Consider the following 13,083-nt stretch of genomic DNA (forward strand, 5'->3'; position numbering starts at 1 on the left):
AGCTTCGCATACATGCAGAAAATTTCATTCATTTTTGGAACCAGGCCAGAAGCCATCAAACTGGCCCCGCTCATCAGGGTGCTGAAAGAAGACAAGGCATTTGATGTGGAAGTTTGTACTACCGGTCAACACAGGGAAATGTTACAACAGGTGTTGGATATTTTTGAGATCAAGCCTGATACAGATCTGGCACTGATGGTGCATAATCAGGGACTACCTGATTTCATGGCACGTTCCATCGCCGCTCTCAATAAACACCTGGAAGAGAGTAAGCCGGATTATGTGATCGTTCAGGGTGATACTTCCACTGTGCTGGCAGCATCCATGAGCGCTTTCTATCATAAAATAAAAGTATTGCATGTGGAAGCCGGCCTGAGAACGGCCGATCTGTATTCCCCATTCCCGGAAGAAATGAACAGGAGGCTTACCACTCAGTTGAGCTTCTTCCACTTTGCTCCTACGCCAACCGCATCAACCAACCTGGTGAATGAAGGTACACCCGGGAATAAGATCCTGGTTACCGGAAATACTTCCATCGATGCCATACGGTATACCACAGGTCAACTGGAAAAAGGACAATTAAAACCTTCAATCTCCGTCGATGTACAGAAAAAGATGGGTGAATACGCAAAAATGGTATTGATCACCGGTCATAGAAGAGAGAGTTTCGGAGAAGGTTTCATCAATATCTGCAAGGCCATCAGGGAAAGTGCAGAAACACATAAAGATTGTTTGTTCATTTATCCCGTACACCTGAATCCCAATGTGCAGGAAGTGGTATTCGGTCTATTGAACAATAAGGAAAATATCCTGTTGATCCCTCCTCAGTCTTACGTAGAGTTTGTATATCTGATGATGAAGTCTGACATCATCCTGACAGATTCGGGGGGGGTGCAGGAGGAAGGCCCGAGTTTTCACAAGCCAATCCTGGTGATGCGTGAAAATACCGAGCGACCCGAGGGAATCGCTGCAGGTTGCAGCCTCCTGGTAGGGACCTCGCCAGAACGAATCACTTCGGAGATAACCAGATTGCTGAAAGATGCATCCTATTACGATACATTCAGAGTTGCCGCCAATCCTTATGGGGATGGCACCGCATCTCAGAAGATAGCTGCAGCCATCAGAAGTTGGAACAATTAGACTGACTCACGCTTTATTTATCATGAGCCCCAAAAAGAAATTGCTATTCATCCCTGCAGACGTGATCTCGAATGAAGTTTCGAGATCGTTCTTCTTTGCCAAATACCTTTCAGAGCAATACGATCTGTATTTCCTTTCCCGCTTCGATCCTCAGAACGCGTATTTTGAAAAGAAGAAAAGGTCCAAACTATTCACGCTGACCTGTTTTTTCAAGTCGGTATTCACTTCTACCCAGTACGATAAACATCAGAAATGGGGATATACGGTGGTGAAGATCCCGTTCATGTCCCATATGGTCATCCACCGGTTCATCGGAATGGTGAGGGCTTTGAAAATGTCAAGGTCTTTCAACAGGAGATCCCTGGAGAAGATCGTGAGCAAGGTGAAACCTGATGTGATCTTTCATGCAGACGGATTTGATTATTATCCCGCGCTTCCACATCAGTTCACTGTGAGTGATATGCAGGATGATTTCGACAAGGGAAACTTTCGTGATAATCAGTACAACACAGAATATGTAAGGAGTCAGCTTGCTGCTTCAAAGCTGAACTTTGTGGTATCCAAAAAAGCCGCAGCAAATCTCGGCGAGGTATATGCACAGCCCTTTGTATACCAACCCAATGGTGTGGAGACCGATATCATGCTGGATAAGAATGAAACAGCAATAGCCGGCATCCGAAAAAAATATGGATTGGAAGGAAAATTCATTGTCAGCTATATTGGTGCCGATGCCTGGTACGACAAAGAACTGATCAGGAAAGTATCCGAGCTGGCAAAAAAAGCAGATCCCGATATCCATTTCCTGATCGTTGGTAACCTGCCTCCCATTGAAGCAGATAATATTACCATGACAGGGCCAGTTTCTAAAGATGATTCCTATCATTATTATTGGGTAAGCGATGCAGGCATTCTTTTCAAAGATTCCAATGGATCTAATTTTCTATATAATTCGATACCGTTAAAGATCATTCAATACGGTATCGTAAATAAATGGTTCCTTTCTCCTCCTATTGCATGGTTGGAGCAGGAGAATTTCGGCAATGTGACCATCCTGAAGGATTTCAGCGCAGAGAATATTGTGGAAAAGATCCTGGCCGCCAAAAAAAATGGGCAGCCTGCATTTGATCAGCAATGGAACAACTATAGCTGGAACAGGATCGTAAACGATATTCATCATCGGATCGCATCCATCCAACAATAGTTCATGAGGATCTGTATTTACTGTGAGCCACTCAGAACAGCCACTTCCGGAACTCCCATGCGGGCGATGATCAGGGAACTGCTGCGTCTCCGGAAGAATGACCGGTTCCTGTTGACTGTGAGAAAAGGTTATGAACAGGACAGGATCCTCACAGCTTTCATCGATTCACTGAAAGAGTTCACCAACTGGGAGCTGGTGGTAGATCATATGCCCCGGAAACTTAGCAATGTTTTGGGGTTGCTGCGTTATGGGAATTACTGCAGGGTGAAAGTGGATGCGGATATTTATCTCAATCCCGATTGCAATAGCCTGGGTAGTAAAGCGCATCCATTGATTGTAACAATTCATGATCTATCTTCCTTCAGTCCACTGCAATTCACCAGTTATGGTTCCCGCTGGCAGCTTTGGTTGAGAAGGTTCATGATACGGAATGGAATAGCCTCGGCAGAAAAAGTAGTGTCGATTTCCGCTTTCACGAAAGAAGACATTGTAAGAACGTTTGGCACAAAAAGCGAAAAGATCCCGGTTATTTACAATGGTATCAATCAGGAATGGATCAGCCAACCAATTGTTGATGATGCCAAAAGCTCTCCCGGATACTGGATCTGGTGGGGGATGATCACTCACCGGAAGAACCTTCATGGTCTCGTAACTGCTTATGCTAGCCTGATCAAATCGGCGCCGGAACGTCCGGTACCAATGCTGAAGCTTGTTTACAGCAATCAGGCCTTTCCGGAATCCCTGCAGCAATTGATCAGTTCAGAAGGGCTCACCGGAAAAGTGATATTGGAAAAAAGCCAGCCTTTGGACAAGCTGATCGATAATGTTTCCGGAAGCTGCGGTCTTCTGTTCCCATCGCTCATTGAAGGATTCGGGATGCCCGTTGTTGAAGCTTTTGCAAGAGGTGTTCCGGTACTTACTTCAAACACTAGTTCATTGCAGGAAATTGCCGGTGGTTTGGCCGTGATGGTAGATCCGGCTGAAACTTCCACGATATTGGAAGGACTTCGCGAAATGATGGAGTTGACAACAGAAGAACCAGAAAATGCGAATAACAGAAAACAACATGCCTTGCAGTTCACTCCTGAAAGGGCAGCTCAGAAATATGGCCTGTTGATAGACGAATTGTATGATAAAAGGATATCCTAAATCAGTGTGACTATGAAAAGCAGCTTACTTCTTTTATTCGGTTTCATCATGGCGTTTTCCGCAGGAACGGTAGCGCAGACAACTCTTAGTCTTCGTTCTTTCGGCGCTGTTCCCAACGATGGGAAAGATGATGCCAAAGCCTTTCAGAAAGCGCTTAATGAGGCAGTTGGAAAGGGCGGTGCCGTGGTGATCAGAATACCAGGAGGTACATACAATATCAACTCAAGGGTGATCCTCAATAATTTCACGGGAAATATAACCCTGGCTGGTGATCCCGGAACAAAGATCATTTCATCCTCCACCGGCGGTTTCGCGCAGATACAGGCATTGTCCCAGGAGATCAGGATGACCAGGCCCGTTACCCGGAACAACAGTACCTTCACTTATCAGCAGGAAAAAGGATGGCAGATCGCTCCCGGCGACCTGATAAGTGTTTCCAGCAATACGCCTTTTGAAACTGCATGGAAATACAAGGAGAACGATATCATCCGTATCAGATCGGCCTCGCGGGGATTGATGCAGTTGGAAGACAAGCTTCTCTTCAATTATACTCCTGCCTCCGAAACCGTTAAGGTGGTTGTATATAAGAAATGTTCCCTGTCCGTAAAGAATATAGATTTTATTCTTACCCCTACCAATGCTGCTGAGAAGAATAAAAGGATCACTATTCTTACCGTGGTAGGAATGTCGCTGAACATGGAAAATACCAATTTCCAATACACAGGTAAACTTCGCTACTGGCATCTGGGTGTTTCCGTAGTAGCCGGGGAGGGAGTGAATTTCAGCAGGATCCAATTGAATAATTTCATGTATGGTGTTCTGATGAACTATTGCCGCAATGTGAAAGCATACGATACAAAGGTTGAATATTCCAGGCATGGTTATGCTCCGGCCCAGGCATGCTATAATGTATATATTGAAAAGCTGCGTGGCTTCAAATGTCAGAGCGCCATTGATGCGCACCCTTCATTCCTTGTTCATTATAAGGATGTGGTGGATACGCTTGCTTCGGAATTTCCAAACTGCCGCTCACTTGGCACTATAATTGAAGATGCCCGGTTCAATGTAAGAGACGATTTCTATCAGTTATATTGTTACTGGTCTGTTCAGAACCTTACACCAGAATACAAAGCGTTGTATGGAGAATACGATACCCAGTTCAAAAATGTATACTGGGTATCCAAAAAGCCTGGTAACTTTAATGGCCTTACATCTTATACCTGCCGGAAATTCCTTGTAGACAATTGCACTACCCACAATATTGCCTTCTACGGGGATCAGCAGATAATGCAGGAAGTAGTGATCACCAATTGCCGGGCAGCAGTTATCAGGATCGATGGTCAGAAAACATTAGTAAAGAATACAGTGATGGATGGGAATCTTGCCCCTACTGCCAAATACGTATTCCGTTTTTCCGGTACGGGCCAGACTAGATTTGAGAACGTGACAGTAAAAAATTACAATAGGGATTCAGTATACCTGTTCGATTATTTCTATAATCAGCAATACATGAACCAGCTGTTCATCAGCAATTCAAAGATCGGTCCGCTCCGTGGCTGGACCAATAAATTCATTTACCCGGGTAAACCCTATCCGGTGATATCTGTCAGTTCATCCACGATTGCACCATTCAAGGAAAATATGCCCTCAGAACTTAATACGCTTCCTGCTGAATTATTGAAAGCGAAGCCACGTTAATTATGTCTATCAGCGCTGCAATCCCATATTCAAGACCTCTGGCTTACAGAGAACGGTTTGAGCTGCCTACCTGGGTGGCCTGGCTTTTCGTATTCACAGTTTTCTCGAGGGAACTGGGACTTACAACCGTTGCAGGTGTTGATTATGACCTGATAAGTTATAATTTCTTCATCCTTTATTTTATAACCCAGCTCCGGTATTTCAAAGTTTCCCGGCAGCTTGTTACGGGGTTGTTCCTGATCCTGTCGGCCAGTGTACTTTCCAAACTGTATCTTCACCTCAATCTGGCTCCCATGTGGAAGCAGATCATTCCCATCATTGTCATTTATGTGGCTTCGTATGATGCCTTTGCCAAGGTGAATTACTTCAGCCTCTTCCAGATATATTTTCAGATCAGTTATTACACGGCTATATTGGGCCTGGTACAATTCTTTCTTAAACTGTTCACAGGCATCAAGATCTTTACTGGTTACTCAGCCTTGTTCCTTGATTCAATTGCACCGGAGCCTTCGCATTATGCAATCATCATCCTGCCGGCGGTGATTTATGGATTATATTATTTCAAGAAACATAAGAAAGAGTCGCTGGTTTTGATCATTGCGTTGCTGCTCACTACCAGTTCCACCGCTTATATGGTATTGCTGATCATGCTGCTTATCCTTTACCGCAGGATACAATACCTGTTGTTCATGATACCCTTGCTGTATTTTGTTTTCAATAATTTCCTGCTCTCCTACGATAAATTCTATTTCCGCTTCCTCGGATTCAAGAATTATATGGAGAATCAGACGTTTAAGACCGTGCAGGCAGCCACATCGGTTTCCTTCCTTTCCAATTTCGAAGTGGCAATTGCCTCGGTAAAGGCCAATCCACTTTTCGGAGCGGGTCTTGGTGGTCATGAAGAGATGTATCATCGTTATTTCAGTCAGAGCAGCTTCAGGCTCTCATACCTGTATGGTGTGAATGCCGCTTCAGCGCATAGTCTGCTGATCCGGATACTTTCAGAAACCGGATTACTTGGTTTTGGAGCTTATCTCTGGGGATTATGGAAAACATTATTGCTGACAGCAGATGATTATCACCGGGTGGTATCCATAGCCTGCCTTTCGCATTTCATTGGGAAAGCCATGAAACTCGGAGGATATTTCGATTATGGTACGCCATTCTTTTTGATGGTGCTAATATTCAACTATATCGATTATAAACAATCCGGTAAGAAAAAACAGTGAAAGAGTAAGTGAGCACCCGTTCAAAAATATTATTATTCAGTGATTGGTATGAGCCAGGATTCAAGGCCGGCGGGCCTATCAGGTCGGCAGTGAATTTTGTGCAGAATATGAAAGGGGATTTTGATATTTATGTATTCACCCGCGATAGAGACCTTCATTCGGACACGCCTTTCAATAATATTGAGGCAGATGAATGGATAACCGGGAATGGAGGCACTAAGATCTTTTATGCATCCCCTGTTAAGCTAAACAGGAATACCATCAGGGCCCTTATCAGGGAACTGGCTCCGGATTTTGTGTACCTGAACAGCATGTATTCCGTTTACTTCACCATTTATCCTTTGCTTTTTACTTCCAAAAGTAAAGGTCCCGTGGTTGTATTATCGCCCAGAGGGATGTTGAAAGACAGTGCCCTTCAATTCAAATCTGCCAAGAAAAAAATATTTATTCAGGCATTCAAATGGATGGGGCTTCACAGCCGTATCCGGTTCCATGCCACAGATACAACAGAAGAGAAAGATATCTTCAGTCATTTCGGAAGAAAAGTAGCGGTGGAGACCATTGCCAATTTCCCGGCCATTCTGGGAGAACGCCCACCTGTGATGCCCAAACGATCAGGTGAAGTGAAGCTATTGTTCACTGGCAGGATCCACCCCATCAAGAATCTCGATTATCTGCTGGAGGCACTCGGGCAGGTAAAGGGAATACTGACGCTTTCCATTGTTGGTGACGAAGAGGATCAGGATTTTGCAACACAATGCAGGGCACTTGCCTCGCAACTTGATCAGGAAAAAAAAGTGATCTTTCTGGGGCAGGTCCCTAATGAAGAGCTTCCGGCTGTGATTGCCCAACACCATGTTTTCGCACTTCCAACGAGAGGAGAGAACTATGGGCACGCCATATTTGAAGCATTGAAAGGCGGCCTACCTGTTCTGATCAGTGATCAAACCCCATGGCGGGATCTCACTCCGGCGATGGCTGGCTGGGATATTCCACTCGCCAATAAAAAAAAGTGGAGCGAAGCTATTCAACGAACTGTGGATCTTAATCAGGATGAATACAGGCAATGGTCGGATGGTGCCTGGCAGTTCGTGAATTCATATGTACAGAAAACCGATTTAAAAGCAGCATATAATAAACTCTTTAGTTAATATGTTCATATTAGGACTTAACGCTTACCACGCAGACTCATCGGCAGCAATTTTTAAGGACGGTGTAATGATCGCCGCTACAGAAGAAGAACGTTTCAGAAGAGTAAAGCACTGGGCCGGATTCCCTTCCATGGCCATTGAATTCTGCCTGAAAGAAGCAGGCATTACTTTGAATGAAGTGGATCATATTGCCATTGGCCGTGATCCCGGCGCCAAACTGCACAAGAAACTCCTCTTCCTGGCAAAGAATCCCGGCAATGGCTGGAGTGCTGTGCTGGACCGCCTGAAGAATTCCCGCAAGGTATCTTCACTCGAAGATGAGTTCGCTCTTCTCGATCCCTCCGTATCCAAACATTCCATCAAAGACAAGATCCATCAGGTAGAGCACCATAGAAGCCATCTTGGATCAGCCTTCTTCGCGTCGCCCTTTGAGGAAGCAGCCCTGTTATCCATCGACGGCTCAGGCGATTTCACCACCACCATGATCGGCATCGGCAGAGGTAACCAGATCGAAGTACTGGACTCTGTGGACTTCCCGCATTCCGTTGGGATATTCTATTCGGCCTTTACGCAATGGCTCGGTTTTCCTCACTATGGTGATGAATACAAAGTAATGGGCCTGGCCCCTTACGGCGAGGCCAAATATGTTGACCAGCTGAAAGATGTGCTTCTCTTCGGAGATGACGGACTGTTCCGCCTCAATCTTAAATATTTCCGTTCAGCCACCAAGGGGATCGTTTCCTATGGTGATGACCATATACCGGTAGTAGCCACTCTTTTCTCAGACGAAGTAGTGAAGAAATTCGGACCGGCGAGAAAGAAGGAAGAGCCTCTCTCTCAATACCATAAAGACATGGCGGCTTCTGTACAGCGCATTACAGAACAACTGATCTTCCATATCCTCACTCACCTGCAGAAGAGAACGGGATTGAAGAATGTTTGTATTGCCGGCGGTGTGGCCCAGAACTCAGTGGCAAACGGAAAGATCACCCGTAACACGCCTTTCACCAATGTATATATCCCTTCAGCCGGGCATGATGCCGGGATCTCCATGGGAGCTGCATTGTACACCTATAATCATATCCTGCAGCAAAAACGGGCAGAACCGATCTGGTCTGCATACACCGGCAGCAGGTTCTCGAATGAACTGATAGAAGAATACCTCCGTTCGCGCAATATCAGCTACGTACGATATTCCGATGATGAGCTCTATGAGCGGGTGGCAGAAAGATTGGTGAATGCCGGTGTAGTAGGCTGGTTCAACGGAAGGGCTGAATTCGGCCCTCGTGCACTCGGTGGCCGCTCCATCCTGGCTGATCCGCGCAGGAATGATGCAAAAGACCTGCTCAACGCCAAGATCAAACGCCGTGAAAGCTTCAGACCTTTTGCTCCCTCCATTCTTAAAGATTATGTAGAGGAATATTTCGAGGTGAACGATGATGTGCCCTTCATGGAAAAAGTATTCCCGATCAAAAAGGAAAAGCATGCAGTGATACCTGCTGTAACGCATGCCGATGGCACCGGCAGGCTCCAGACAGTAGACAAGACCGTTACCCCACGCTACTATAACCTGATCGAAGCATTCAGAAAGAAAACCGGAGTGCCTATTCTGCTGAATACCTCTTTCAATGAGAACGAACCCATCGTGAACTCACCGGAAGATGCACTTGAATGCTATCTGCGTACCAATATGGATATGCTTGTACTTGAGAACTGTGTGGTATCACGGGAAAAATAATACATGACCATTTCAATTATCACAGCAACCTATAATAGTGCAGCCACTGTGCGGGATACACTCGAATGTATCGCCAGCCAGGACTATGCCCAGGTTGAACATATCATTGTGGATGGATTGTCGAAAGACAATACATTGAATATCGTATCCGAATTCCCACACGTAAAAAAAGTGGTATCGGAAAAAGACAAAGGCATCTACGATGCCATGAACAAAGGAGTTTCCCTTGCTTCCGGCGAAGTGATCGGCATCCTGAACTCAGACGATTTCTATTGCCATCCGCAGGTGCTCACCAACGTTATGAAAGCTTTTGCTGATCCTTCCATCGATGCTGCATATGGTGATCTCCATTACGTTCAACAGCAGGATACGCAGAAGATCGTACGCAGATGGAAAGCAGGCCGCTTCAGCCCCAATAGCTTTTACTATGGCTGGATGCCACCTCACCCGGCATTCTTCGTAAGAAGGAAAGTATATGAGCAGGCGGGGCTTTTCAATATTTCACTGCGCTCGGCAGCTGATTACGAACTGATGCTGCGTGTACTGGTGAAGCATAAAATGAAAGCTGTCTACCTTCCGGAAGTACTGGTGAAAATGCGGGCAGGAGGGGTGAGCAATGCTACCCTCCGGAACAGACTGCGGGCCAATAAGGAAGACCGCCGTGCATGGGAGATCAATCAACTGAAACCTTATTTTTTTACCATCTGGCTGAAGCCGGTGCGGAAAATATTTCAATTCCTAATTCGATAAACGTATGTCAAAAGTTGCGCTGATCACAGGGATCACCGGGCAGGATGGCGCCTACCTCACAGACCTGCTGCTGAAAAAAGGATATATGGTGCATGGCGTGAAGAGAAGAAGCTCTCTCTTCAACACTGAACGGATCGATCATCTTTACCAGGATCCACATGAAAAAAATGTACAGCTGAAATTGCATTACGGAGACCTCACGGATTCCACCAACCTCATCCGTATCATTCAGGAAACACAACCAGACGAGATCTACAACCTGGCTGCCATGAGCCATGTGCATGTGAGTTTTGAAACGCCTGAATATACTGCCAATGCCGACGGTATTGGTACACTTCGTATACTGGAGGCAGTGAGACTCCTCGGGCTTGCCAAAAAAACCAAGGTATACCAGGCATCTACTTCCGAACTCTATGGACTGGTACAGGAAGTGCCGCAATCGGAGAAAACACCTTTCTATCCTAGGTCGCCTTATGCAGTTGCCAAACTGTATGCATACTGGATCACCGTCAACTATCGCGAAGCATACGGCATGTATGCAGTGAACGGTATCCTTTTCAACCATGAATCTCCCCTGCGCGGTGAAACTTTCGTTACCAGAAAGATCACCAGGGGCACAGCAAGGATCGCACTAGGCCTGCAGGACAAGATATTCCTTGGCAACCTGGATGCGCAGCGCGACTGGGGCCATGCGAAGGATTATGTAGAGGCAATGTGGCGTATCCTTCAACAGGAAAAACCGGACGATTATGTGATCGCTACAGGCATCACTACGCCTGTGCGTGATTTTGTACGAATGGCATTCGGTGAAGTAGGCATTGAACTCCAATTCAAAGGCAGTGGTGAAAAGGAAGTAGGTGTGATCGCATCCTGCAGCCATCCTGACTTCCAACTGGGAGTAGGAAAAGAAGTGGTGGCAGTTGATCCCCGATATTACAGACCAACAGAAGTGGATCTCCTCATCGGGGACCCTACAAAGGCGCAAACCCAACTCGACTGGAAACCCAAATACGATCTTCCTGCACTCGTCAAGGAAATGATGGAAAACGATGTAGACCTCTTCCGAAAAGACCGTATGTTACAGGAAGCCGGTTACTATGTTCGTAATCAGTTCGAATAAACTTTTTGATCAGAAAGCTGTAATTATTAAATATGGAGCAATCGGCAAAAATTTATGTAGCAGGCCACCGTGGAATGGTAGGCTCTGCCATAACGAGGAAACTACAAAAGGAAGGATATCATAACCTCCTGCAAAGGACTTCCACAGAACTGGACCTTCGTAACCAGCAAGCTGTAAATGAGTTCTTCGCATCAGAAAAACCAGACTATGTTTTTCTGGCTGCTGCAAAAGTGGGGGGTATCGTTGCCAACAATACTTTTCGCGCTGAATTCATCTATGAGAACTTGATGATCCAGAATAATGTGATACACGCCGCTTATCTCAATGGGGTCAAAAAACTGATGTTCCTTGGATCATCCTGCATCTATCCGAAAATGGCACCTCAGCCCCTCAAAGAAGAATATCTTCTGACCGGGCTACTGGAACCAACAAACGAACCCTACGCCATTGCTAAAATAGCAGGCATCAAAATGTGTGACGCCTACAGGGCACAATATGGTTGTAATTTCATTTCAGTAATGCCTACAAACCTGTATGGTCAGAATGATAATTACGATCTCAAGAACTCGCACGTTCTTCCTGCATTGATCAGAAAATTCCATGAAGCGAAGCAGTCCAGCGCCTCCTCTGTATTGATCTGGGGCACCGGAGAACCCAAACGCGAATTCCTCCATGCAGACGACCTGGCAGACGCTTGCTATTTCCTTATGCAGACATACAATGAAGAAGGCTTCGTGAACATCGGCACCGGCGAAGACCTTTCCATCAAAGAACTCGCGCTTCTGATCAAAGATATCGTTGGTTACGAAGGCAACATAGAGCACGATCTTTCCAAACCCGACGGCACACCCCGCAAGCTGATGGATGTGCAAAAACTGCATAACCTTGGCTGGAAAGCCCGCATCGGCCTCCGCGAAGGAATAGAAAAAGTTTACAGTGAATTCATAAAACAAACCCCTGCTGTTGTGTAGCTTTATGCAACATCTCCCAACCTCATGTTCTCCATCTTCAAAAAGAAACATAAAGGAACAGTAGACCTGAGTGAGCTCGTAACGGATATGCACTCGCACCTGCTTCCGGGAATCGATGACGGTTCTCCCGATACCGATGTTTCCGCAACCTTGATTGCCGGACTGCAGGATCTGGGCTACCAGCGCTTTGTAACAACTCCGCATATTTTCTGGGATATGTATAAGAATACGAAGGAAAGCATCGGTACAGCCCAGGAAGAATTGCGCTTATCCTTCAACGGTACCATGCCGGCGCCATTCCGCGCTGCAGCCGAATATTACCTGGATGATCATATCGATGACCTGCTGAAAAATAATGTACCATTACTCACCATCCGGGATAACTGGGTTCTGGTAGAATTCAGTTTCGTTACCCCTCCCATGGACCTCAAGGAAAAATTGTTCGCACTTCAGATCAAAGGCTATCAACCTGTGATTGCACATCCTGAAAGATATACTTACCTGCTTTCATCAAAGAAAACCTACGATGAACTCAAAGACGCTGGCTGCCTTTTCCAGGTGAACCTGCTTTCCTTCACCAACTATTACAACAAACAGGCTCACGAGCTGGCAAACTATCTCCTCAAAAAAAATTATATAGACCTCCTGGGCACCGACCTGCACCACGAAAGACATCTCCAGGCTTTACGCTCTTCCCCCATCCTCACAGAAATATCCAAACAATTGCTGGATGCCGGCAAATTGCTCAATCCTACTATCAATTTCTGATCTTCAGCCAATAAACAAAAGATCCATCGGATCAATTCTTAAAACGCTGTAAATCTGATTTTTGTAAAAGACCGGCTGACCAGTGTTATTTTTTTAGTTGAGAAAATTCATCTCAAATCTTAAACAATTAACATATCTTACCTGTAGTAATCAGTAACAAACCAATCA

General features: G+C 45.7%; 11 protein-coding genes. All 11 read left to right on the forward strand.

The genetic code is table 11. The features are described 5' to 3' along the window. The first annotated feature begins 12 nt into the window (after positions 1–12). From wecB to D9Y29_RS12210, 11 genes are read left to right on the forward strand one after another with little or no spacing between them, the layout of a single operon-like run. Positions 13–1,140, forward strand: coding sequence for a non-hydrolyzing UDP-N-acetylglucosamine 2-epimerase (gene wecB / locus D9Y29_RS12160; RefSeq protein WP_127128444.1), 1,128 nt, complete (start codon positions 13–15; stop codon positions 1,138–1,140). A gap of 22 nt (positions 1,141–1,162) precedes the next feature. Further along, on the forward strand, positions 1,163–2,341 hold the full coding sequence (locus D9Y29_RS12165) for a glycosyltransferase family protein (RefSeq protein ID WP_127128446.1): 1,179 nt from the start codon (positions 1,163–1,165) through the stop codon (positions 2,339–2,341). 3 nt (positions 2,342–2,344) lie between these two features. Further along, entirely contained in the window at positions 2,345–3,490 is a 1,146-nt protein-coding gene (locus tag D9Y29_RS12170) for a glycosyltransferase family 4 protein (RefSeq protein ID WP_127128448.1), read from the forward strand. 12 nt (positions 3,491–3,502) lie between these two features. After that, positions 3,503–5,188, forward strand: a complete 1,686-nt coding sequence (locus tag D9Y29_RS12175) for a glycosyl hydrolase family 28-related protein (protein ID WP_127128450.1) — start codon at positions 3,503–3,505, stop codon at positions 5,186–5,188. Between the two features lie 2 nt (positions 5,189–5,190). Next, a complete protein-coding gene (locus tag D9Y29_RS12180) occupies positions 5,191–6,417 on the forward strand; it encodes an O-antigen ligase family protein (RefSeq protein ID WP_127128452.1) in 1,227 nt (408 codons plus the stop codon). An 8-nt stretch (positions 6,418–6,425) separates the two neighbouring features. Continuing rightward, a complete protein-coding gene (locus tag D9Y29_RS12185; RefSeq protein WP_127128454.1) occupies positions 6,426–7,568 on the forward strand; it encodes a glycosyltransferase family 4 protein in 1,143 nt (380 codons plus the stop codon). A gap of 1 nt (position 7,569) precedes the next feature. After that, complete coding sequence (locus D9Y29_RS12190; RefSeq protein WP_127128456.1) at positions 7,570–9,306, forward strand: carbamoyltransferase family protein; 1,737 nt, start codon at positions 7,570–7,572, stop codon at positions 9,304–9,306. A gap of 3 nt (positions 9,307–9,309) precedes the next feature. Continuing rightward, on the forward strand, positions 9,310–10,056 hold the full coding sequence (locus D9Y29_RS12195; protein ID WP_127128458.1) for a glycosyltransferase family 2 protein: 747 nt from the start codon (positions 9,310–9,312) through the stop codon (positions 10,054–10,056). Between the two features lie 4 nt (positions 10,057–10,060). Continuing rightward, positions 10,061–11,176 (forward strand): GDP-mannose 4,6-dehydratase, encoded by a 1,116-nt coding sequence (gmd, locus tag D9Y29_RS12200; RefSeq protein WP_127128460.1) that lies wholly within the window; start codon positions 10,061–10,063, stop codon positions 11,174–11,176. A gap of 32 nt (positions 11,177–11,208) precedes the next feature. Then, positions 11,209–12,147 carry a GDP-L-fucose synthase gene (gene fcl / locus D9Y29_RS12205; RefSeq protein ID WP_127128462.1) on the forward strand — a complete coding sequence of 313 codons (939 nt, stop codon included), beginning with the start codon at positions 11,209–11,211 and terminating at the stop codon, positions 12,145–12,147. 24 nt (positions 12,148–12,171) lie between these two features. Then, the gene (locus tag D9Y29_RS12210) at positions 12,172–12,915 is read left to right on the forward strand and encodes a tyrosine-protein phosphatase (protein ID WP_127128464.1); all 744 of its coding nucleotides are present in this window, start codon (positions 12,172–12,174) and stop codon (positions 12,913–12,915) included. Positions 12,916–13,083: the final 168 nt, after the last annotated feature.

This window comes from Pseudoflavitalea rhizosphaerae (assembly GCF_003991355.1).
GTDB classification, from domain to species: Bacteria; Bacteroidota; Bacteroidia; order Chitinophagales; family Chitinophagaceae; genus Pseudobacter; species Pseudobacter rhizosphaerae.

Coding starts and splice junctions, on each gene's coding strand:
- wecB (WP_127128444.1), top strand. CDS start 13: ATGCAGAAAATTTCATTCATTTTTGGAACCAGGCCAGAAGCCATCAAA.
- D9Y29_RS12165 (WP_127128446.1), top strand. CDS start 1,163: ATGAGCCCCAAAAAGAAATTGCTATTCATCCCTGCAGACGTGATCTCG.
- D9Y29_RS12170 (WP_127128448.1), top strand. CDS start 2,345: ATGAGGATCTGTATTTACTGTGAGCCACTCAGAACAGCCACTTCCGGA.
- D9Y29_RS12175 (WP_127128450.1), top strand. CDS start 3,503: ATGAAAAGCAGCTTACTTCTTTTATTCGGTTTCATCATGGCGTTTTCC.
- D9Y29_RS12180 (WP_127128452.1), top strand. CDS start 5,191: ATGTCTATCAGCGCTGCAATCCCATATTCAAGACCTCTGGCTTACAGA.
- D9Y29_RS12190 (WP_127128456.1), top strand. CDS start 7,570: ATGTTCATATTAGGACTTAACGCTTACCACGCAGACTCATCGGCAGCA.
- D9Y29_RS12195 (WP_127128458.1), top strand. CDS start 9,310: ATGACCATTTCAATTATCACAGCAACCTATAATAGTGCAGCCACTGTG.
- gmd (WP_127128460.1), top strand. CDS start 10,061: ATGTCAAAAGTTGCGCTGATCACAGGGATCACCGGGCAGGATGGCGCC.
- fcl (WP_127128462.1), top strand. CDS start 11,209: ATGGAGCAATCGGCAAAAATTTATGTAGCAGGCCACCGTGGAATGGTA.
- D9Y29_RS12210 (WP_127128464.1), top strand. CDS start 12,172: ATGTTCTCCATCTTCAAAAAGAAACATAAAGGAACAGTAGACCTGAGT.